17 protein-coding genes are annotated in these 22,617 nt (G+C 72.9%); 3 read left to right on the forward strand and 14 right to left on the reverse strand.

Features of this window, described 5'->3' with window-relative positions:
• Positions 1–43: 43 nt before the first annotated feature.
• The 4 genes from N3K63_RS03030 to N3K63_RS03045 all read right to left on the reverse strand — a co-directional run bounded on the left by N3K63_RS03030 (position 44) and on the right by N3K63_RS03045 (position 6,134).
• Complete coding sequence (locus N3K63_RS03030; RefSeq protein WP_315943079.1) at positions 44–613, reverse strand: DNA-3-methyladenine glycosylase I; 570 nt, start codon at positions 611–613, stop codon at positions 44–46.
• Between the two features lie 83 nt (positions 614–696).
• Positions 697–2,805, reverse strand: a complete 2,109-nt coding sequence (locus tag N3K63_RS03035; RefSeq protein ID WP_261578506.1) for an acyl-CoA dehydrogenase family protein — start codon at positions 2,803–2,805, stop codon at positions 697–699.
• Positions 2,806–3,057: 252 nt separating this feature from the next.
• On the reverse strand, positions 3,058–4,830 hold the full coding sequence (locus N3K63_RS03040; protein ID WP_261578507.1) for a glycoside hydrolase family 3 protein: 1,773 nt from the start codon (positions 4,828–4,830) through the stop codon (positions 3,058–3,060).
• Positions 4,830–6,134, reverse strand: coding sequence for an MFS transporter (locus N3K63_RS03045; RefSeq protein ID WP_261578508.1), 1,305 nt, complete (start codon positions 6,132–6,134; stop codon positions 4,830–4,832). Before N3K63_RS03045 ends, N3K63_RS03040 begins: the two co-directional genes overlap by 1 nt.
• 140 nt (positions 6,135–6,274) lie before the next feature.
• On the opposite strand from N3K63_RS03045, the gene N3K63_RS03050 reads away from it, so the two are divergent.
• Positions 6,275–7,546 carry a TetR/AcrR family transcriptional regulator gene (locus N3K63_RS03050; RefSeq protein WP_261578509.1) on the forward strand — a complete coding sequence of 424 codons (1,272 nt, stop codon included), beginning with the start codon at positions 6,275–6,277 and terminating at the stop codon, positions 7,544–7,546.
• A gap of 123 nt (positions 7,547–7,669) precedes the next feature.
• Here N3K63_RS03050 and recQ read toward each other — a convergent pair whose 3' ends face one another.
• The 10 genes from recQ to N3K63_RS03100 all read right to left on the reverse strand — a co-directional run bounded on the left by recQ (position 7,670) and on the right by N3K63_RS03100 (position 21,131).
• Positions 7,670–9,766, reverse strand: a complete 2,097-nt coding sequence (gene recQ / locus N3K63_RS03055; protein WP_261578510.1) for a DNA helicase RecQ — start codon at positions 9,764–9,766, stop codon at positions 7,670–7,672.
• 461 nt (positions 9,767–10,227) lie between these two features.
• Positions 10,228–10,758 (reverse strand): DUF1697 domain-containing protein, encoded by a 531-nt coding sequence (locus N3K63_RS03060; RefSeq protein WP_261578511.1) that lies wholly within the window; start codon positions 10,756–10,758, stop codon positions 10,228–10,230.
• 38 nt (positions 10,759–10,796) lie between these two features.
• On the reverse strand, positions 10,797–13,295 hold the full coding sequence (locus tag N3K63_RS03065; RefSeq protein ID WP_261579175.1) for a DEAD/DEAH box helicase: 2,499 nt from the start codon (positions 13,293–13,295) through the stop codon (positions 10,797–10,799).
• 55 nt (positions 13,296–13,350) lie between these two features.
• Entirely contained in the window at positions 13,351–14,523 is a 1,173-nt protein-coding gene (locus N3K63_RS03070) for a glycoside hydrolase family 3 N-terminal domain-containing protein (RefSeq protein ID WP_261578513.1), read from the reverse strand.
• A gap of 99 nt (positions 14,524–14,622) precedes the next feature.
• Positions 14,623–16,080: a sodium/solute symporter gene (locus N3K63_RS03075; protein WP_261578514.1), complete on the reverse strand. Its 1,458-nt coding sequence runs from the start codon at positions 16,078–16,080 to the stop codon at positions 14,623–14,625.
• Positions 16,077–16,517: a heavy metal transporter gene (locus tag N3K63_RS03080; protein ID WP_261578515.1), complete on the reverse strand. Its 441-nt coding sequence runs from the start codon at positions 16,515–16,517 to the stop codon at positions 16,077–16,079. The genes N3K63_RS03075 and N3K63_RS03080 overlap by 4 nt, the downstream gene beginning before the upstream one ends.
• Positions 16,514–17,269, reverse strand: coding sequence for a LytR/AlgR family response regulator transcription factor (locus tag N3K63_RS03085; RefSeq protein WP_261578516.1), 756 nt, complete (start codon positions 17,267–17,269; stop codon positions 16,514–16,516). The genes N3K63_RS03080 and N3K63_RS03085 overlap by 4 nt, the downstream gene beginning before the upstream one ends.
• The gene (locus N3K63_RS03090; RefSeq protein ID WP_261578517.1) at positions 17,259–18,491 is read right to left on the reverse strand and encodes a sensor histidine kinase; all 1,233 of its coding nucleotides are present in this window, start codon (positions 18,489–18,491) and stop codon (positions 17,259–17,261) included. The genes N3K63_RS03085 and N3K63_RS03090 overlap by 11 nt, the downstream gene beginning before the upstream one ends.
• A 31-nt stretch (positions 18,492–18,522) precedes the next feature.
• On the reverse strand, positions 18,523–18,723 hold the full coding sequence (locus N3K63_RS03095; RefSeq protein ID WP_261578518.1) for a YbdD/YjiX family protein: 201 nt from the start codon (positions 18,721–18,723) through the stop codon (positions 18,523–18,525).
• Between the two features lie 101 nt (positions 18,724–18,824).
• On the reverse strand, positions 18,825–21,131 hold the full coding sequence (locus N3K63_RS03100) for a carbon starvation CstA family protein (protein ID WP_261578519.1): 2,307 nt from the start codon (positions 21,129–21,131) through the stop codon (positions 18,825–18,827).
• A 152-nt stretch (positions 21,132–21,283) separates the two neighbouring features.
• On the opposite strand from N3K63_RS03100, the gene N3K63_RS03105 reads away from it, so the two are divergent.
• Both N3K63_RS03105 and N3K63_RS03110 read left to right on the forward strand, forming a co-directional pair.
• Positions 21,284–21,631: a GNAT family N-acetyltransferase gene (locus N3K63_RS03105; RefSeq protein WP_261578520.1), complete on the forward strand. Its 348-nt coding sequence runs from the start codon at positions 21,284–21,286 to the stop codon at positions 21,629–21,631.
• Between the two features lie 9 nt (positions 21,632–21,640).
• Positions 21,641–22,609, forward strand: a complete 969-nt coding sequence (locus N3K63_RS03110; RefSeq protein ID WP_261578521.1) for a pirin family protein — start codon at positions 21,641–21,643, stop codon at positions 22,607–22,609.
• Positions 22,610–22,617 lie beyond the last annotated feature (8 nt).

Here is a 22,617-nt window from a genome sequence, read left to right on the forward strand (position 1 = left end):
CCGACGCCGCGGACAGATCCCGTCCGCGATGGCGGCCGGCCCCTCAGCCGGCACGGTGGCACCCGGCGACGTGGTCGTCGACCATGCCCGACGACTGCATCAGCGCGTACATCGTCGTCGACCCCACGAAGCGGAAGCCGGCCGCGCGCAGCGCCTTCGACAGGGCGTCGGAGTCGGCGGTGGTCGCCGGCACCTCGGCGAACGACGACGGACGGGCGTGGGATGCCGGGGCGAACGACCACATGAACGCGTCGAGCTCGCCCGGCGCCATGCCGAGCACCAGCCGCGCGTTGCCGATGGTGGCCAGGATCTTGGCGCGGTTGCGGATGATGCCGGCATCCTTCATCAGCCGCTCGACGTCGTCGTCGGAGAAGGCCGCGACCGCCTCGGGCTCGAACCCGGCGAACACCTCGCGGAACCGCGGGCGCTTGCGCAGGATCGTGATCCAGCTGAGCCCCGCCTGGAACCCCTCGAGGCTCATCTTCTCGAACAGTGCGCGGTCGCCGTGGAGCGGGCGCCCCCACTCCTCGTCGTGGTAGCGGCGGTACTCGGCGTCGTCTCCCACCCAGGCGCAGCGGGCGCGTCCGTCGGGTCCGATGAGGGTGTCGGTCACCGGCTCAGGCTAGCCCCGGCATCCGACACCGGCCCACCGCGTCGCGGATGCCGGAGGGGCGCTCCCCCACCGGCATCCGACGACTACTTGTCCTTCTTGAGCGACTTCTCGGTGGCCGGCGCCTGCCCCGAGGCGGCGAGGTCGGCGTAGTGCGCACGGGCCTCGTCCTGCCGGTCGCGCTCGGCGCCCGAGGCGATGGGCGCGCGCACGTGCTCGGGCTCGAAGCCGAAGGCATCCACGAGGTCCTGCGCGTGCGGACGCAGCCGCGCGCAGAGCCGGTCGATGTAGCGCGAGACCGAGGCCGCGCGCTGCGTGGAGAGCCGCCCGTTGACGAGGTACCAGGCGAGGTGCTTCTCGATGAGGTACATGCCGAAGAGGTCGCGCAGCCAGGTGAGCACCTGGCGGGTGCCGTCGTCCGTGACCTTCTCGAGGCCGTCGGTGAACGCCTCCCACTGCAGCAGCTCGCCGTGGGCGCGGGCCGCTTCGATGAGCTCGGCCTGGTGGGCGTTGAACAGCAGCGCCGCCTCGTCCTGCGAGAGCTTGGCCGACGGGCGCAGCGCCGCGGCCAGGTCGCCGATCATCCGCTGCACGCGGTCGGCCAGCAGCTCGTGCTGCTGGTCGGCGCGCAGACCCAGCTCGACGGAGCGGGCCGTGGAGCCGAGGTCGGTGACCGCCTGGCCGAACTGGCGCAGGCCGGCGCCGTGGAAGAGCTTGCCGGCGGTCTCGCTCACGGCGAAGCGCGCGAGCTTGGCGGCATCCGCACCGCGGAACTGCCGGGCGTAGTCGGCGAGCAGCCGCTTGCCGACCAGCTGCAGCAGCACGTTGTTGTCGCCCTCGAACGTGACGTAGACATCGAGGTCCTGCCGCAGGCCCACCAGGCGGTTCTCGGCGAGGAAGCCCGATCCGCCGCAGGCCTCGCGGCACTCCTGGATCGTCTCGAGCGCGTTCCAGGTCGACAGCGGCTTGAGCGCGGCGGCGAGGGTCTCGAGGTTCTCGCGCTCGGTGGGGGTGTCGGTGCGGCCCGAGAAGACGCCGTCGAACGTGCGCAGCAGCTCGTCGTTGGCGAAGAACTGCGCGTAGGTCTGGGCGAGGCGCGGCAGCAGGCGGCGCTGGTGCTTGCCGTAGTCGAGCAGCACGACCTCGTCGGTGCCCGACCCCGAGTCGAACTGGCGACGCTGGTTGGCGTAGGTGATCGCGATGTACTCGGCCAGGGCGGTGCCGGTGGTCGCCGCGCCGTCGAGCGACACGCGGCCCTGCACGAGCGCGCCCAGCATCGTGAAGAAGCGCCGACCGGGGCTGGCGATGTCGCTCGAGTAGGTGCCGTCGGCGGCGACGTCGCCGTAGCGGTTGAGCAGGTTGAAGCGCGGCACGCGCACCTGGTCGAAGTGCAGCCGGCCGTTGTCGATGCCGTTGAGGCCGCCCTTCACGCCGTCGTCCTCGCCGCCGATGCCGGGCAGGAACGCGCCCGCGTCGTCGCGCAGCGGCACGAAGAAGCAGTGCACCCCGTAGTCGACGCCGCCGGTGATGAGGTGGGCGAACACCGTGGCGGCCTTGCCGTGCAGGGCCGCGTTGCCGAGGTAGTCCTTCCAGGCGCCGCGGAACGGCGTGTGGATGACGAACTCTTCGGTGTCGGGGTCGTAGGTGGCGGTCGTGCCGATGGCCGCGACATCCGAGCCGTGCCCGGTCTCGGTCATGGCGAACGCCCCGGGCAGGGCGAGGTCGATGACGTCTCGCAGCCACGCGTCGTGGTGCTTCTCGGTGCCGAGCTGGTAGATCGCCGAGCCGAACAGGCCCCACTGCACGCCCGACTTGATCTGCAGGCTCGGGTCGGCCAGCACGAGCTCCATGAAGCCGGCGAGGTTGGCGCCGTTGTCTTCGAGCCCGCCGTACTTCTTGGGGAACGCCCGGCGCGAGCCGTCGTTCTCGACGAGCAGCTGCAGCTGGGTGAGCACGCGCTCGCGGTGCTCGGCCATCGGCTGGCCCTCGATGCGCCAGAACGCGGGGTCCTTGATCATCTCGCGGGCGCTGCGGCGGGTGTCGGCCCAGGTGCCCAGCAGCAGATCGGTGACGGCCGCGACATCGATGCGCGGCTCGTGGGCCTCTTCGGCGGTGTGCGCCGCGGTGGGCGCACCTCCGGCGGGCGTACGCGTGCTCGTGGCGGGCGTGGTGGGACGGACGGCGGCGTCGGTCATGGCGCACCTCTCGGCGGTCGAAGCAACGATGGGTTCTCTCCGACGCTAGATCCTGCACATACGCGTGCAAAGCCGGTTGGATGCCGTCGACAAACCGTGCCCGGCACGGGTGTCGGCGCGGTTGTGCGAAACCGAAACCCACGATCGACGGGACTCAGTGTCACCGGCGGCTGCGGTGGCCGACGGGGCGCGGGCCCTTGAGGAGGGTGCGGGGCGCCGGGCGGGATGTGCGCGCCCGACGCCCGGCGCCGCTCAGAGCTCGACGCGGTGACCGAACCGGAACTGCGGATCGGCCGTGTCGAACGGCACATCGGGGCGGGATGCCTCGACGGCGGCCATGGAGCGGGGGATGTCGAACGGCAGCCGCCCCTCGGCGCGGGCGGCGCCGCTGAGCACGTCGAGCAGGGCCGCCGGGCTCGCGCCCCAGTTTGCGGTGAGGGCGACGCCCGCCTCCACCAGCGGGCCGAGGATGGCCGGGCGGTCGAGGAACACGTCGACGACGGTCGGCACCGCCGCGGCGACCTCGCGCACGTGGTCGACGACGTCGCCCGGGAACTCCAGCGAGCCCGCGTGGAAGAAGTTCTCGAACATCGAGCCGCGCTGCTCGTAGGGTGCCTGCAGACGCAGCACCGCGAGGTCGGCGTCCGCCGGGTCGTCTACGACCTCGCCGTATCCGGCGGCCACGGCGGGGTCGACGCCTTCGACGTAGAGTCGCAGGCCGGGCGCGAAGGGAACGGCATCCGTCGTCTGCAGCACCGTGATGGCGGCGCGCTGGGCGGCGTCGCCGGCGGCACGGAAGGCATCCGAGCCCACGATCCGGTCGGCCGCATCGGCGTCGACGTAGGGGTTCTCGAACAGGCCGAGCACGAACTTCTCGCGCAGCAGGCGCCGCGCCGACACGTCGAGGCGCGCTTCGGTGACGATGCCGTCGGCCACCAGCTGCAGCAGCAGCTCGGTGCACTTCTCGCCGCCGAACTGGTCGGCGCCGGCGTCGAGGATCTTCGCCATGCGCTCCGCCGGCGTGAGGTGCTCGACGCCCCATGCCCGCGCCGGGAAGGGCGTGCCCATGATCTCGCTGTCGGTGATCAGGCCCCAGTCCGTGCAGACGATGCCGTCGAAGGCGAAGCGCTCCCGCAGCAGCCCGGTGAGCACCGACTTGTTGAACCCGAAGCCGACCTCTTCGTAGGCCGTGCCCACCGGCATCCCGTAGTACGGCATCACCTGGCTGGCGCCCGCGGCGAACGCGTCGGCGAACGGCTGCAAATGCAGCTCGAACGCGTCGCCCGGGTAGACCTGCTCGCGGCCGTAGGCGAAATGGGGGTCTTCGCCGTCACGCTGGGGACCGCCGCCGGGGAAGTGCTTGACCATCGTCGCGACCGAGCCGGCGCCCAGCCGATCGCCCTGGAAACCGCGCACGTAGGCGGCGCCCAGGCGCCCCGACAGCTCGGCGTCCTCGCCGAAGGTCTGCAGCTGCCGCGCCCAGCGGGGCTCGGTGGCGAGGTCGACCTGCGGATGCAGGGCGACCCGGATGCCGACGGCGGTGTACTCGTGTCGCGCGATGTCGCCGAAACGGCGCACCAGCTCCTCGTCGCGCGTCGCGGCGAGACCGAGCGCGTCGGGCCACTGCGAGAACGGCCCCGAGAGCATCGCGGCGCCGGGGTTGTCGGTGAACGAGTGGCGCGGGTCGGTCGAGACGGTCACCGGGATGCCGAGACGGGTGGCCGCCGCGAGCTGCTGCAGGCGGTTGTGCCAGCGCGCGATGGCGCCGGCCGTCGGCGCGACGCCCAGCAGGTTGAAGTGGGTCATGTGACGCGCGTTGACGTACTCGTCGGTCGAGGGCAGCCCGAAGACCGGGTCGCCGTCGGAGAGCTCGCCGTCCGGCCCCATCGCGATCATCGTCTGGAAGAAGAGCCCGGCCTTCTCTTCGAGCGTCATCTCGGCCAGCAGCAGCGTGACGCGCTCGTCGACGGGCAGGTCGGGGTCGAGCCAGGGACGGGTGGCCGTGGCGATCGTGGCATCCGTCATCACTTCACTCCCTTGATGCGGTAGACCAGCACAGCGCCGGCGAGGGCGACGACCGCGCCGAACAGGTAGTAGACCGTGTAGCCGCCGAGGGCGGTGGTGGCGCCGAGGGCGATGATGCCGGGGGCGATGGCCGGGGCGATCGACTGCGGCAGGGCGTTGGCGATGTTGAGCACGCCGAGGTCCTTCGCGGTGTCGTCGGGGTTGGGCAGCACCTGCGTGGCCAGGGCGAGGTCGACCGACAGGAACGATCCGGCGCCGAGGCCGATGATGGCCTGCGCGATGATCAGCGTCGTGATGTCGGGCGCGAAGGCGAGGATCACCAGCCCGATCACCATGATGACCCCGGCGATCGCCACGAACGGGCGGCGCTTGCCGATCTTGTCGGAGAGGATGCCGCCGATCGGGCCCGAGACGGCCATCGCCGCCATCGAGGCGAGGTTCGCGATGAGGATGATGCCGATCGCCCCCTGCTCGTCGAGGCCGAACTTCTCGGTCAGGTAGAACGGCAGGAACGTGGCGATGCCGGCGTAGCCGAACATGACGAGGAACTTCGTCAGCCAGGTCCAGCCGAAGTCGGGGTGCTTGACCGGGTTGAAGACGAACGAGCCGAAGAACTGGCCGACCGTGAAGCGCTGGGCGGGCTTGGCCGTGAGGCGGCGGTCTTTGAGCACCAGCACGAACAGCACGGCGAGCACGGTGGCGATCGCGGCGGGCACGACGAAGCGGGCGAAGTCGTCGGAGAGGAAGTTGACGAGGAAGTTGCCGCCCAGGATGCCCAGCGGCGTGGTGAGACCGATGATGCCCGAGACCTTGCCGCGGCTGAGGGCGGGCACCTGGTCGGGGAGGGTGGCGTTGGCGGCGGCGAGCACGGCGTTCATGGCCGCCTGCACGAGGCACCAGGCCGCGAGCACGACCCACACCGAGGTCGCGGCGCCGATGAGGGCGAAGCCGCCGAGGCCGACGAGGGCGCCGCCGAGGATCCACGGGCGGCGCATGCCCCAGCGCGATGTCGTGCGGTCGGACAGACGCCCGGCCAGCGGGTTGGCGATGAGGGCGAACAGTGCGCCGACGCCGAGGATGAGGCCCAGGTTGGCGGTGGCCTCTTCGGTGGTGGCGGAGATGTGCTGCACCTTGAAGGCCATCGAGACCAGCACCGGGGTCAGCAGCGCGAGGTACACGCCGAAGTTCACCGCGGCCAGGCCGGGCGTGTACCCGCGGGGGGTCTTGGCGGGCGTGGTGCCGGGCAGCTTCACGCCGGTGGTGCCGACGGCGGCGGCGCTCGCGGCGGGAGACAGATCGGTCATCGGGTTTCCTTTCACATCATCGTGAGAGACGGCGACATCGCCGCTGGAGCATGACTGTACATCAAAACAGACCACTTGGTAACTCAAAGCCGACCGGTCGGTAAGAGGTGCTCGTAGACTGGCGCCGACGGGAGGATGCCGTGACCACAGCCACACGCGCCGAGCCGACGCGCAGTGCGCGCGTCGCGCAGACGCGCGCGCGCATCCTCGCCGCCGCGCAGACCCTGTTCGTCGAACGCGGCTACCGCGCCACGTCGCTGCGCGACATCGCCGCGGAGGCCGAGATCAGCCACCCGGGCCTGCTCAAGCACTTCTCCTCGAAGGACGCCCTGCTCGCCGCCGTCGTCTCGTCGTTCGAGGCCGAGAACGAAGCGGTGCTCGCCTCGACCCTGCCGTCGGGTTCGAGCACCGATCTGCCGTTCAGGATGGTCGCCGAGCGCAACCAGCGCGTGCCCGGCTACCTGGAGCTGTTCGCCGCCCTCAGCGGCGAGGCGTGCGCGCACGGCCACCCCGCGCACGCGCCGATGGCCGCCCGCTATGCGCGGCTGCGCGCGCAGTCGTCGGCCGCGATGGCCGAGTACATCGCCGCGGGCGCCGTCGCCGCCGGGCGCGACCCGCTCGGCGAGTCGGTCCGTATGGCCGCCGCCTGGGACGGCCTGCAGGTCATCTCGCTCTACCTGCCCGAACGCGTACGGGTTCCCGACGCGCTCGCCCGTCACGAGCAGCGACTGCGAGAGCCCGCGGGCCGCCGCCCCGCGCCGCGCGCCACCGCATCCGCCCCCGCCCCCCTCCCAGACGTGCGCACGGCACTCGTCGCCGGGCGCGATGAGGATGCCGGCGGCTACCGGGTGGGACGCGAGCGTCGGGCCCGCATCCTCGAGGATGCGATGGCCCTGTTCGCGCGCGACGGCTACACCGACACGAGCCTGCGCGAGATCGCCGCGGCGGTGGGCGTGTCGAAGTCGACGCTGCTGCACCACTATCCGAGCAAGGAGGAGCTGCTGGCGGCCGTGCTCGTCGAGCGCGACGCCCGCATCGCCGACACCGTGCCGGTCACGGCGGTCACGGCCGCCGGGCTGCTGCGCGAGCTGCCGTCGGGCGCGGCGGCCAATGCGGCGGTCGCCCCCGGCCTCATCGAGGTCTACGCCGTACTCACCTGCGAGGCGATCCCCGCCGATCACCCCGCGCACGACTACTTCCGGCAGCGCTACGAACGCACGATCGACGAGTTCGCCGGGGTCTTCCGCGCCGCACAGCTCGACGGCGCCCTGGCCGCCGACCGCGACCCCGAGTTCGAGGCGATCTGGCTCGTCGCCCTGTGGGACGGGCTGCAGTACCAATGGCTCTACGACTCCGACGCCGTCGACGTCGCCGAACACCTCACCGCACACCTCGCCGACATCCTCCCCTGACGGGGGTGGGTCGGGGGCTGCGGCGCTGTCGCGCGGCGGGGCTCAGACGGGGGTGGGGGTCGGCGGGCGGCTGCCGGAGCAGGGGGCGCGGGTCGGGCGGCGGGCGCTGTCGCGCGGCGGGGCTCAGGCGCCGGCGACGACCTCGAGCACGGCCTCGCCGTAGGCCTCGCGCTTCTTGGCGCCGATGCCGGTGATGCCCTCGAGGTCGGACAGCGAACGCGGCCGGTGCTCGGCGAGGGCCCGCAGGGTGGCGTCGCCGAAGACGATGTAGGCCGGCACGCCCTGCTCCTTCGCGGCGCCCGCGCGCCAGGTGCGCAGCGCCTCGAACAGGTCGCGGTCACCCTCGGGCAGAGTGTCGGCCGCGGCCGCCTTGCGCACCCGCGTGCCGCCGCCGGTGCGGCCGAGCACATCACGGCGCAGCGGCACGGCCGTCTCACCGCGCAGCACGGCGGCGCCCTCGTCGCCGATGGCGAGCACCCCGTACTCACCCTGCGCGACGATGATCCCCCGCGCGAGCAGCTGGCGGATGACGGAGCGCCAGTCCTGCTCCGACAGGTCGGAGCCCAGCCCGTAGGTGGCGAGCTTGTCGTGGCCCTGCTGGCGGATGCGTTCGGTCGATGCCCCGCGCAGGATGTCGACGAGATGGCCGGCGCCGAACGCCTGGCCGCGTTCGCGCTGCAGGCGCACGATCGTGGAGAGGAGCTTCTGCGCCGGCACGAGGCCGTCGTAGGTCTCGGGGGCGGTGAGGCACGTGTCGCAGTTGCCGCACGGGTCGGAGTTCTGCCCGAAGTAGCCGAGCAGGTTCTGCCGACGGCATCCGATGGTCTCGCACAGCGCCAACATGGCGTCGAGGTGCTGCCCGAGCCGCATCTTGTAGGCGCGGTCGCCGGGCGACTGGTCGATGAGCCGGCGCTGCTGCACGACGTCGCCGAGGCCGTAGGCCATCCAGGCGACGGCCGGCTCGCCGTCGCGGCCCGCACGCCCGGTCTCCTGGTAGTAGCCCTCGACCGACTTCGGCAGGTCGATGTGCGCGACGAAGCGCACGTCGGGCTTGTCGATGCCCATCCCGAACGCGATCGTGGCGACCATGACGACGCCGTCTTCGCGCAGGAACCGCGACTGGTTGCGCGCGCGGATGCCGGCATCCAGACCCGCGTGATAGGGCAGCGCGTCGAGTCCCTGGGTGCGCAGATACTCGGCGGTCTGCTCCACCGATTTGCGGCTGAGCGCGTAGACGATGCCGGTCGCGCCCTCGCCGGTGGAGCGGATGAACTGCACCAGCTGGCGGCGCGGGTCGACCTTCGGCTCGATGCGGTACTGGATGTTCGGGCGGTCGAAGCTGGCCACGAAATGCTTCGCCGACGACAGCCGCAGGCGCTCGGTGAGCTCTTTGTGCGTCGCGCGCGTGGCCGTCGCGGTGAGCGCCATGCGCGGAACGCCCGGGAAGCGCTCGTCGAGGTCGCCGAGGGCGAGGTAGTCAGGGCGGAAGTCGTGGCCCCACTGGCTCACGCAGTGGGCCTCGTCGATCGCGATCACGCTGAGCGGCGCCCGCTGCAGCAGCGCGTTGGTGGCGGCGACGCTCAGCCGCTCGGGCGCGACGTAGAGCAGGTCGAGCTCGCCGGCCAGCAGCGCCTGCTCGACCCCGGCCCGCTCGGCGGGGGTCTGCGTCGAGTTGAGGTAGGCGGCGCGCACGCCGTTGGCCAGCAGCGCATCGACCTGATCGTGCATGAGCGCGATGAGGGGGCTCACGACGAGTCCGGTTCCCGGGCGCACGAGCGCGGGCACCTGGTAGGTGATCGACTTGCCGCCGCCGGTGGGCATGAGCACGACGGCATCCCCGCCGCCGATCACCTGGGCGACGATGTCGGCCTGGTCGCCGCGGAAGTCGTCGTACCCGAAGACCTCCTTCAGCACCGCGCGGGGGTCTGCCCCGGTGTGATCGCGGCGCGGCGGCAGGTCGGGGGCGGATGCCGTGACGGCCGGCGCCGTGCGCGGCGGGGCGCCGGTGGTGCGGGTGGCGGTGCCGGTTCGGGTGCTGGTGCCTGCGCGGGTGCTGGTGGTCGCGGCGGCGGGCCGGTCGCGGGTGGCGCGGGCGACGGCGGCGCCGTAGCCGTCGAAGGCGGGATCCGGCGGCGGGGGCGCGTCGTGGTCGTCGGGCGGCGTCAGCTCGTCGACGTCCCAGGGGACGTCGGCATAGGGGTCGTCATTCCAGCCGCTCACCCGACCAGGCTAACCGCGCCCGCCGACACCGGCCGCCGCGCGGAGCCCTCCTGTGCACTCCGACGCGCGGATCCGCTCTGGTGAGGCGGCGGTGCGCCGGCGCTGTTGCGCGCGAGCGGGCGCGGGCGCGTCCCGCGCGGGAGGTCGGTGCGCCGCGAAACTCCTCCACTCTCGGCCGCGCGGGCCCCGAATCAGCCGGATCCGGCGCCGTGGGCGTCGGAATGGAGGAGTTTCGCGAGGCCCCGCCCGCGATACCCCGCCCGCGAACCCCGCCCCGCGGCCGACCCGCCCGCCCCGCGGCCGGCCCACCCGCACGGCCCCGTGCCGCCCGAGAGCGTCGCCGCCGGGGCGGCTCGGCGCGCCGCGCGCCGCGAAACTCCTCCGATCCGCGCCGCGCGGGCCCCGAAACAGCCGATTCAGGCCTCATCGCCCTCGGTGTGGAGGAGTTTCGCGGAACCCGCTCAGCACCACTTCGCGGCGAGGGTCGTGACGACGGTGAGGGTGCGGCTGGTCGCGACGCCGAGCATCTTGGCGGCGCGGAGCGGATCGACCTCGCCGTCCTGGTATCCGGGGGCGAGCAGGGCGTGGGCCGCGCGCCCGCGCACGATCATCTCGCCCTTCGCGCTCGCGGTGTCCTCGACGGCGCGCACCTGCTCGGCCGTGAGCTCGTCCTTCATCAGGTAGACGTAGTGGCGGGCCAGTCCGGGGCGGGTGAGGGCGAGGGCGTCGGCGGCGACGTCGGCGAACTCCCGCTGCGAGAAGGCGATCGTCGGCACCTCGAACCCGCGGTCGCGGGCGAAGGCCTGCTCGAGGGCGGCCTCGATGCGGGCGCGCGAGCGCATCCGCGTGGTCAGCCGCACGTTGCCGGTGTTGATGTGGGTCTCGACGTCTTCGAACCCGAGGTCCTCGACCACCCGACGGATGTCGTCTTTGGGGAACACCCGCTTCGCTCCGAGATTGACCGCCCGAAGGAACGCGAGGTGTGTCGCCATCCGCACAGTCTGCCGTGGCGGCGCCGCGCGCGCGAGGGTTACAGCCGCACGACCTCGACCACCCGCACGACGGCGCTGCCCTCCTCGGCGGATGCCGTGAGGTCGACCTCCGCGCGGATGCGCCAGTCGTGGTCGCCGGCCGGGTCGTCGATCGTCTGCTCGACGCGCCACCTGCCGGCGGCGGCATCCGACTCGTCGATCACGCACAGTCGCGGCGAGCGCGCCGCCCCGCCGGTGCGGATCTGGTCGTGCTCGTCGTAGTAGTCGTCGAGCACCGTCGACCAGTCCACGTCGGGGTCGAGGGCGGCGAGCGCGTCGTCGTCTTGCAGGGCCGCCAGCTGCACGCGGCGGAACATCTCGTTGCGCACCAGCACGGTGAACGCGCGACGGTTGACGGTCACCGACGGGGGCGCGGGCGGCACCACCGGGGCGTCGGGGTCGCCCTGCGGGTCGATGAGGGCCTGCCACTCGTCGACGAGGCTCGAATCGACCTGCCGCACGAGCTCGCCCAGCCACTCGACGATGTCGTCGAGCTCCTCGGTGGTGGCGGCATCCGGCACCGTCTGGCGGATCGCCCGGTAGGCGTCGGAGAGGTAGCGCAGCACGAGGCCCTCGCTGCGGGCCAGCTGGTAGAACGACACGTACTCGCCGAACGACATCGCCCGCTCGTACATGTCGCGCACCACCGCCTTGGGCGACAGGGCGAAGTCGCGCACCCACGGCTGGCTCGACGCGAACACCTCGAACGCCTGGGCGAGCAGCTCTTGCAGCGGCTTCGGGTAGGTGACCTCTTCGAGCAGCGCCATGCGCTCGTCGTACTCGATGCCCTCGCGCTTCATCTCCGCGACCGCCTCGCCGCGGGCCTTGTACTCCTGCTGCGAGAGGATCGCGCGCGGGTCGTCGAGCGTCGACTCGATGACGCTGACGACATCGAGCGCGTGGTGGCCGGTGCCGGTCTCGGCGTCGTCGGGCGAGAGCAGCTCGATGGCGGCGAGCGCGAACGGCGACAGCGGCTGGTTGAGGGCGAAGTGGGGCTGCAGGTCGACGGTGAGCCGGATGGCCGGGCCCGACTCGTCGGCGCCGGGCACCTCGACGATGCCGGCATCGCGCAGCGTGCGGAAGATCGCCAGCGCCCGCCGCGCCAGGGCGTACCGCCGCGCCCGCGGCTCGTGGTTGTCGAACACGAGCGAGCGCACGTTGCCGAACACGTCGCCGCCGCGCCCGATCACGTTGATGAGCATCGCGGCCGTCAGCTGCAGGTGGGGGGTGAGCGGCTCGGGCGGGGCGGCGATCAGCCGCTCGTACGACCCCTCCGCCCAGTTGACCACGCCGGTGGGCGCCTTCTTGCGCACGATCTTCTTGCGCTTGGCGGGGTCGTCGCCCGCCTTGGCAAGGGCGACGGCGTTCTCGATCTCCCACTCGGGCGCCATCACCACGACGTTGCCGTGGGTGTCGTATCCGGCGCGGCCGGCGCGGCCCGACACCTGGTGGAACTCCCGCGCGCTGAGCTGTCGCATCCGGGTGCCGTCGAACTTCGACAGGGCGGTGATCACGACCGTGCGGATGGGCACGTTGATGCCGACGCCGAGCGTGTCGGTGCCGCAGATGACCCGCAGCAGCCCGCGCTGGGCGAGGGTCTCGACCAGCCGGCGATAGCGGGGCAGCATGCCGGCGTGGTGCACGCCGATGCCGGCGCGCACGAGGCGCGAGAGCGTCTTGCCGAACCCCGTCGTGAAGCGGAACCCGCCGATCGCCTCGGCGATGGCATCCCGCTGGGCACGCGAGGTGATCTGCACGGATGCCAGTGCCTGCGCGCGCTCGAGGGCGGCGGCCTGCGCGAAGTGCACGATGTAGACCGGCGCCTCCCCCTCGTCGAGCAGCATCGTGAGCACCTCGTGCACCGGTCGGCGCTCGTAGGAGAACGTGAGCGGAACGGGGCGGGTGAGGCCGGTGACCTCGGCCACGGGGCGCCCGGTGCGGCGCTCGAGGTCGGTGGCGATGTCGGAGACATCGCCCAGAGTGGCCGACATGAGAAGGAACTGCGCACCGGTGAGCGTCAGCAGCGGCACCTGCCAGGCCCAGCCGCGTTCGGGGTCTCCGTAGTAATGGAACTCGTCCATGACGACCTGGTCGACGTCGGCCGCGGCCCCCTGGCGGAGGGCGAGGTTGGCGAGGATCTCGGCCGTGCAGCAGACGATCGGCGCGTCGGGGTTGACCGACGAGTCGCCGGTGACCATGCCCACGTTCTCGGCCCCGAAGATCTCGACCAGGGCGAAGAACTTCTCGCTCACCAGGGCTTTGATGGGGGCGGTGTAGTAGGAGCGCCCGCCGGCGGCCAGGCACGCCGCGTGGGCGGCGACGGCCACGAGCGACTTGCCCGTGCCGGTGGGGGTGGCGAGGATCACGTTCGCGCCGGAGACGAGCTCGATGACGGCCTCGTCCTGCGACGGGTAGAGGGTGAGCCCGCGGGCACCGGCCCACTCGACGAAGCCCTCGTAGACGGCATCCGCCGTGGCATCCGCGGGGATGCCCTCCATCAGCAGCGGCGCGGGGGTCACCCCTCGAGTCTGCCCCACCCGGCGCGGCCGCCGGTCACGGGTGGGCGGACTTCGCCGCGAGGATGCGCGCCGCGGCCGCCTCGACCTTCTGGGCGAAGCCGGCATCCTGCTGCGCGCGGGCCAGCACCGCGTCGTACATGGCCGGCAGCGGAGAGGCATCGGCCGACAGCAGCAGCAGGTCGACGCCCGCGTCGATCGCGCGCACCGCCCGGTCGGCGGGGGGCACCGCGCGCACGGCGACGGCACCCGAGATGTCGTCGGTCATGACGACCCCGTCGAAGCCCACATCGCCCCGCAGGATGTCGCCGACGACGACCGGCGAGAACATCGCCGGCGCGGCCGGGTCGAGGTTCTGGTAGGTGGCGGAGCTGACCATCACGACCGACGGCCCCGCCGAGGTCAGCCCCGTGTAGACGGTGATGTCGGGGCCGCCGCGCACCACGGTCGTGTCGACGACGTTCGCGGTCGTGTCGGTGTTGGCGGTCACGTGGCCGAGGCCCGGGAAGTGCTTGAACGTCGGCATCACCCCGGCATCGCGCATGCCGGCGGCGAACGCGCCCGCCTTGGCCCCGACGGTGGCGGCGTCGTAGCCGTACTGCCGGCCGAAGGCGCCGATGGGCGGGTTGTCGAAGCGGACGTCGGCGCTGGTGACGATGTCGGCGACGGGCGCGAGATTCATGTCCACCCCGGCGGCGGCCAGCTCGCTCCCCCACGTGCCGGCCGCGGCGCGCAGCTGGTCGTCGGGGAGGTCGGCCTGACGGATGCCGTACGGGATCTGCGAGAACCCCGGTCCCTGCAGCACCTGCACCTCACCGCCCTCCTGATCGGTGGCGACCCACATGCGGGTGCCCGCCATGGTCGCCGGTCCCACCAGCGACGTGAACTGCTGCACGACCGCGGCCACCGCCGCGGGGGTCGCCTGCGAGCGCCCGCGCAGGAAGATGTTGCCCACGTGCCGATCGGTCACCGCCGCCATCGCCGCGGCATCCGCACCGTCGGCGGTCGTGCCGACCATGAACAGCTGCCCGACCTGCTGCTCGAGCGACAGCGCGTCGATCGGGTCGGGGGTCGGGGTCGGCGTGGGCGTCGGCGTGGGGTTGACTGCCGGGGTGGATGCCGTCGGCGTGGGCGCGGAAGCCGCACAGCCCGCCAGCGCGAGCGCGCCCGCGACCACCGCGGCGGCGAGGGTGAGGACGCGTCGACGCATGCGCCCATCCTCGCCCCCGCCGCACGGCCGCGCCACCCGGGGATGGTGGGGGGCGGGGCGGGGAGCGGCCGCGGGCGGGGCGAGCCGCGTGCCCGCGGGTCAGGGGTGGTCGGGGGTGTGGAGGCGGCCGAGGTAGCGGTCGACGCGGAGCGGGGCGCCACGGCGGTCGAGCAGCGAGACGGCGACGGTGACGGCTGTGGCCAGCGGGATCGTCCAGGCCGCGGGCTGGGCCAGCAGCGGCGCCGCGACCCCCACCCCGTCGACGGCGACGTGCACGATCAGGGCGAGGGCGCAGGATGCCGCGCCGGTGACCATCCCGGCGATCGCGCCGCGGGCGGTCAGCCCGCGCCACCAGATGCCCAGCAGCACGATCGGCGACAGGCTCGAGGCGGCCAGCACGAACACCGCCCCGACGCTGGCGACCAGTCCCGCCGGCACCGTGAGCAGCGCGACCACCAGGGGCACCGCGGTGCACAGCAGCGCCGACAGCCGGAACGACCGCACGCTCCCCGAGAACACGTCTTGGCTCACGACCCCCGCCAGCGAGACGACGAGGCCCGACGACGTCGCCAGGAACGCGGCGAAGGCCCCGGCCACGATCAGCGCCGTGAGCAGTTCGCCGGGAAGCCCCGGGAAGACCCGCGACGGCAGCACGAGGGCCACGGTGTCGGCGACTCCCGGCGCCGCGAGGTCGGGCGCGAGCTGCCGGGCGAGCAGTCCCATCCCGGTGGAGACGGCGTAGAAGACGCTCACCATCGCGATCACGATCACCGTGGTGCGGCGGGCGGCGACCCCCGTGGGGCTCGTGTAGAAGCGCACCAGCACGTGCGGGAGCCCCATCGTCCCGAGCAGCAGGGCCAGCAGCAGGGATGCCGACCCGTAGGCGTCGATGCCGGCCGGTCCCGCCTCGGCGGGGAAGAGCAGGGCGGGGTCGATGTCGCGCGGGCCTCCCGCCGCGGCGAAGGCGATGAGCACGACCGGCACGAGCAGCGCGGTGAGCTTGAGCCAGTACTGGAAGGCCTGCACGAAGGTGATGGCGCGCATCCCGCCGGCGGCGACCACCGCGCCCACGAGCACCGCGACGGCCACCGCGCCCACCCACGGCGGCAGCCCGGCCACCACCACGAGGGTGATCCCGGCGCCGTGCAGCTGCGGCACGATGTACATCCAGCCGATCACGAGCACGAGGGCGCTGGTCACCCGGCGGGCCGCGCGCGATTCGAGCCGCGCCTCGACGAAGTCGGGGATCGTGTAGGCGCCGCTGCGCCGCAACGGCGCCGCGACGAACAGCAGCACCAGCAGGTACCCGGCGGCGTAGCCGATCGGGAACCAGAATCCGCGGGCGCCCTCCAGCAGGATGAGCCCCGACAGCCCCAGGAACGTGCCCGCCGACAGGTACTCGCCGCTGATGGCCGACGCGTTCCACACCGGCCGCACGGTGCGCGAGGCGACGAAGAAGTCACCCGTGGTGCGCGAGACCCGCAACCCGTAGACGCCGATCAGCACGGTCGCCGTGGCGACGAGCGCGACGGCGACCAGGTCGAGCACCGCGTTCATCCGGCATCCCGCAGCGCCCGGTACCGCCGCTCGTTGCGCGCCGCCGTGCGCGCGTAGAGCAGGGCGAACACGACGATCACGGGGTAGTACGCGAACGCGTGCAGCAGCCATGACAGCGGGATGCCGGCCCACACGATGCGGTCGAGTTCGGGCACCAGCGCGATGCCGAGCGACACCGCGATCACCACGACGACGAAGCCGAGCACGGTGCCCAGCGCCAGCCGCAGCTGGCTGCGGCGCAGCGCGCGGGCGTAGACGGCATCCGCGTCGTCCGACGCCGCACCCGGCAGGGCGATGCCGCGCGTGGCCGACGGCATCCGCACCGGCGCGGCGTCGGAGGTGACCCGCACCCGCCGCGGCGGCGTCGCGCCGGCCCCGGCACCCGCACCGCCCGCCGCACCCCCGGGCCCGGCACCCGCCGGACCGTCGTCGGTCACCGCGCGCCCCGCTGCTCGCCGGGCAGAAGCGCCTCGCGCACGGCGGGCACCAGCCGGCGGCTGACCGGCAGCGACACCGCCCCCACCGACACGGCCGGCTCGGCGCCGCTGAGCCGCACCTCGGTGACCGCGGCCGTGTCGACCAGGTACGAGCGGTGCACGCGCACCCACCCGGCATCCGCCCAGCGCTGCTCGAGCTCGGAGATCGGCACGCGCACGAGATGCCCGACCCCGTCGTCGGTGTGCAGCCGCGAGTAGTCGCCCTGGGCCTGCACCCAGCGCACGTCGGCGCGGCGCACGAAGCGCACCGACGCTCCGACGGTCACCGGCAGCACCTCGTCGCCCGCGGCCTCGTCACCGGCGGCCCCCGACAGCTCGAGGGCCCGGTCGATCGCACGGCGCAGGCGCTCGGCGCGCACCGGCTTGAGCAGGTAGTCGGCGGCGCGCAGGTCGAAGGCGTCGACGGCGTGCGCGTCGTCGGCGGTGACAAACACGATCGCCGGCGGGGTGACAAGTCCGCCCAGCGTGCGGGCGAGGTCGAGGCCGGTCACCCGCGGCATGTGGATGTCGAGGAAGGCGATCGCCACCGGATGGGCGCTCAGCACGCGCAGCGCGTCGGCGCCCGACGAGGCCGCGTGCACCCGCCCGACGCGCTCGTCGGCGCGCAGCAGGTGGACGAGCTCGTCCAGGGCGGGCCGCTCGTCGTCGGCGACGAGCACATCGATCAGCGGCATCCGCCCGTCACCGCGCATCCCCGGGCTCATCGGCTGCGACGGGCGGCGGACCGGCGGTCTCGTGCTGCGGCTGCGACTTCGGGATCCGCATGCGCACCAGGGTACCGGCGGCCGCATTGGTCTCCACGACCAGTCCCCCGCCGGGGCCGTAGAGCTGCCGCAGCCGGGTGTCGACGTTGCGCAGGCCCACGTGGGCGCCGCCGGTGTCGCGGGAGGTGAGCAGCGTCCGCAGGGTCTCGGGCTCCATCCCGACCCCGTCGTCTTCGACGGTGATCTCGGTGTGGGTGACCTCGTCGCGCGCCTCGATGCGGATCGTGCCGCCGCCGTCGCCGGGCTCGACGCCGTGACGCACCGCGTTCTCGACCAGCGGCTGCACCGACAGGAACGGGATGACCGTCGCCAGGGTCTCGGGCGCGATGCGCAGCACGACCGTGAGCCGCTCGCCGAAGCGGGCGCGCTCCAGCTCGAGGTAGGAGTGGATGCTGCGCAGCTCTTCGGCGACTGTCGTGAACTCGCCCTGCCGGCGGAAGGAGTAGCGCGTGAAGTCGGCGAACTCGAGCACGAGCTCACGCGCCCGCCGGGGGTCGGTGAGGATGAACGAGGCGACCGCGGTGAGCGCGTTGTAGATGAAGTGCGGCGAGATCTGGGCGCGCAGCGCCCGCAGCTCGGCCTCGGCCAGCTGCGTGCGCGAGGCATCGAGCTCGCCGAGTGCCACCTGCGCCGCGCACCAGTCGGCCACCTCGGCGGCGGCGCGCACGAGCGGCGCCCGCACCGGTTCGGCGAAGGCGACGAGCACCCCGGCGATCTCGCCGCCCACGACGATGGGGGCGCCGACCGCCTCGAGCGGGTCGTCGCCGTCGCGCCGCGGGAACACCTGCCGGCGGCCGGTGCTGCGCACCCGCTCGGCGATGCGCGCCGCCGACCCGTGCAGGTCGCCGTCGGGACCTTCGACGACCACCTCGGCGGTCTCCCCCGCCCCGACGACGAGGGCCACGGCGGTGCTGCCCAGCAGCTCGCGCAGGTGGTGCAGCGCCCGCGCGGCGTCGGGACCGGCCAGTCCGGCGTGCAGGTGCGGGGCGGCCAGGCTCGCCTGGTGCAGCGCCCGGTAGGCCGCCTGCTCGGCATCGCTGCCGAGGTCGCGCGAGCCGCGGGCCAGGCGCCGCGAGAGCAGCAGCAGCGCGGTGAGCACGACGCCCCCGGCCACGCCCAGGACGGCGGCCAGGACGACGGCGTCGGTCATGCGCCCAGCCTAGGCACGACCGGGCCGCCGGTCAGCAGCAGCGGGCACCGGGGTTGCGGTCCTGGTCGTCCATCCGGTCGCGCCAGAACTGGCGCTCGGTGGGGGTCTCCCGCTCGGGGTGGTGGCGCTGCTGGTGGGCGACGTACGTGCGATACGCGTCGTCGCCCATCAGTGCGCCGAAATACCAGCGGATGCCGCGGCCCGCGGCGACCGCGGCCCGCCACACGCGCATGCAGAACTCCTCCAATCCGCGCGGGGCGCGGCCCCCCGGGGCCGGTCCGGCGCCCGCGGCGTGGAAAGTGGAGGAGTTCTGCATGGCACGCCCACCTACCGTCAGTGACGGCGGGCGAGTTCCTTCCGCTCGGCTTCCAGCAGCGGCTCCCACTGCTTGTCGAGCGCACGCTCGCTGGGGGTCGGCACGAGCCCCGCGGGTGCGTAGCGGCGCGAGGCCACCGGCTCGTCCTCGGTGTTCTCCCCGCCGCCGGCGCGGATCGCCTTGATGGTGACGATGAGCGCCGTGATGATCACGACGATCGCCAGCGTCACGAACACGATCGACAGGGTGCCCTGCACGGCCGTGTTGCGCACGACCGCCTCGACGGTGGCGACGGGGCCGAGGCTGTCGTCGCCGCTGTCCAGCGCGGTGCGGTACTTGATGTGGTTGGCCCAGTAGCCGATCGAGGGTACCGGCGAGAAGATCTTGTACGCCGAAGCCGTGATCGTCACCACCGCGGCGAAGGCCAGCGGCACCGCGATGATCCACAGCCACTTCACGAACCGGGGCCCGCGCTTGGCCACGATCGCCAGCACGACGGCCAGGGCGATCGCCGCCAGCAGCTGGTTGGCGATGCCGAACAGCGGGAAGAACGTGTTGATGCCGCCCAGCGGATCGGTGACGCCCAGGATGAGGATCGCGCCCCAGCCGGCCACCATGATCGCCGTGCAGATCCACACGCCCGGACGCCACGTGACGTCGCGGAAGCGGGGCACCCAGGCACCGATCGAGTCCTGCAGCATGAAGCGCGCCACGCGGGTGCCGGCGTCGACGGCGGTGAGGATGAACAGCGCCTCGAACATGATCGCGAAGTGGTACCAGAACGCCATGAGCGCCTGCCCGCCGAGGGCCTGCTGCATGATGTGCGCCAGGCCGAGGGCGAGGGTGGGGGCACCGCCGGTGCGCGAGACCACCGATTCCTCCCCCACGTTGGCGGCCGTCGAGGTGAGCATGTCGGCGGTGATCGGCGAGCCGGTGAGGCCCAGCGAGTTCACGAACGCCACCGCGCCCTCCACCGTGCCGCCGGTGAGGGCGGCGGGCGAGTTCATCGCGAAGTAGATGCCCTGGTCGATCGACAGCGCCGCCACGAGAGCCATGATCGCCACGAACGACTCCATGAGCATGCCGCCGTAGCCGATGAAGCGGGTCTGGCGCTCCTTCTCGATGAGCTTCGGGGTCGTGCCGGAGGCGATGAGCGCATGGAAGCCCGACAGCGCCCCGCAGGCGATCGTGACGAACAGGAAGGGGAACAAGGGCCCCGAGAACACCGGCCCGAGCCCGTTCTCGCCGAACACCGTGATGGCGGGCACCGTGATCTCGGGACGCACCAGCACGATCGCCCCGGCGAGCATGACGATGACGCCGATCTTCATGAACGTCGACAGGTAGTCGCGGGGGGCCAGCAGCAGCCACACCGGGAGCACGGCGGCGACGAACCCGTAGACGATGATGCCCCAGGCGATCACCTCGCGGTCGAGGTGGAAGATCGCGTAGCCCCACTCGGTGGAGGCCACCCAGCCGCCGCCGATGATCGCCGCGATCAGCAGCACGAAGCCGATGATCGAGACCTCGGTGACCTTGCCCGGGCGCAGGAAGCGCAGGTAGATGCCCATGAAGATCGCGATCGGGATGGTCATGGCCACCGAGAAGACGCCCCACGGGCTCTCGCCGAGGGCGTTGACGACGACGAGGGCGAGGATGGCGACGATGATCAGCATGATCAGCAGTGACGCGATGATCGCGGCGGTGCCGCCGATCTTGCCGAGCTCCTGCCGGGCCATCTGACCGATCGTGCGCCCGCCGCGGCGCATCGAGAAGAACAGCACCGTGTAGTCCTGCACGGCGCCGGCGAACACGACGCCGACGATGATCCAGATGGTGCCGGGGAGGAAGCCCATCTGCGCGGCGAGCACGGGGCCCACCAGCGGGCCGGCGCCGGCGATCGCGGCGAAGTGGTGGCCGTAGAGCACGCGGCGGTCGGTGGGGACGTAGTCCTTGCCGTCGGCGCGCACCTCGGCGGGGGTCGCCCGCTTGTCGTTCGGGCGCGTGATGTAGCGCTCGATGACCTTGGAGTAGAACCGGTGGCCGATCAGGTAGGTGCAGACCGCCGCGAAGACGAACCAGATCGCGTTGACGGTCTCGCCGCGCACGATCGCCAGCATGGTCCAGGCGACGGCGCCCAGCAGGGCGATGACGATCCAGACGGCGATCTTCAGCGGCGTCCAGCGGGTGTCCCGGGCGTCTTCCTCGGGGGTGAGGGACACCGGGGGAAGGTCGGGGTCGGTGGTGATGTCGGGCTCGACGCCGTCGGCGGATGCCGGGTCGAGCGCGGCGCCGCGACCGCGGCGCGACGAAGGTGCGGTCATTGGATCTCCTCGTGGGGACGCATCGTTGCGTGCCCCCACGGTACGAACTCCCCCGCCCCCGGAACCGGTCGCCGCGGGCACCGTGCGACGAGCGGCACGACCGGCGCGACGAACGGCGGGGTAGCGTGGGACCAGCGACGAGAGGAGCCCCCGTGACCGAGGCCTCGACCCCCACTGTGACGCGCAACGACGAGAAGAGCCGTTACGAGATCCATCTCGACGACGTGCTCGCCGGCTACGCCGAGTTCGAGCCCGACGATCACGGCCGCCAGGTGTACGCGCATACCGAGATCGATCCGGCCTTCGGCGGCCGCGGACTGGGCACGACCCTGGTCGCGGCGGCGCTGGCCGATGCCGCGGAGCGCGGCGAGATCGTGGTGCCGGTATGCCCGTTCGTGGTGCGCTACCTCGAGAACACCGACGTGCCCGGCCTCGCCGTGGTGTGGCGTCCGACCTCCGACGCCGCCGGCAGCGACGACGTCGACGCCCCGAACGACTGAGAGGCGGCGGTGACCCGCCTCGACGCCGACCCTCCCGCGCAGGAGGCTCCGGCCGACTGCGACGGCCCGCGCCGCCTGCTGCTGGAGGCCCGCGAGGTGCCGCTGGGCGGCGTGCGCGGCATGTCGGTGCACCGCAGCCTGCCGCAGCGCGACCTGCCGATGGTGGGCGCGTGGTGCTTCCTCGACCGCTTCGGGCCGCAGCGCACCCGCATGCGGGTCGAACCGCATCCGCACATCGGGCTGCAGACGGTGACGTGGCCGTTCGTCGGCGAGGTGCGCCACCGCGACACGATCGGCAGTGACGTGGTCGTGAGCCGGGGCGTGCTCAACCTGATGACCAGCGGCGCCGGCATCGCGCACTCGGAGTACTCCGTCGGCGAGGATGCCGTGCCGCTGGACGCGCTGCAGCTGTGGGTGGCGCTCCCCGAGGCGCGGCGCCACGGCGACCGCGCGTTCGAGCGTCACGCCGACCTGCCGGTGCGGGAGCTGGGCGGCGGTGCGACGGCGACCGTCGTCGTCGGCGAGCTGGCCGGCATCCGCTCCCCCGCCACGATGCACACCCCCATCGTCGGCGCCGAGATCGCGCTGCGGGCGGGCAGCCGGGTGACGCTGCCGCTGACGGCCGACTGGGAGCATGCGCTCGTGGGCGTGACCGGCACGGTGCGCGTGCACGCCGGCGACGAGCCGGTGGCCGTGGCCGACCTGGCACTGCTGTACCTCGGCATCGCGCGCAGCGAGGTGGTGATCGAAGCCGACGAGGATGCCGTCGTGTTCCTGCTCGGCGGCGAGCCGTTCGAGTCGGACATCGTGATGTGGTGGAACTTCGTCGGGCGCTCGCACGAGGAGATCGTCGCGGCGCGCGAGGCGTGGGAGGCGGGCGACGAGCGGTTCGGCAGCGTGCCCGGGCACGGCGCCGAGCGCATCCCCGCCCCGCCCCTGCCGGGGGTGCGTTTGACCCGGCGCCGGCGCCGGGGATGACCGGGCGC

This window comes from Microbacterium festucae, assembly GCF_025421715.1.
Lineage (GTDB): Bacteria > Actinomycetota > Actinomycetes > Actinomycetales > Microbacteriaceae > Microbacterium > Microbacterium festucae.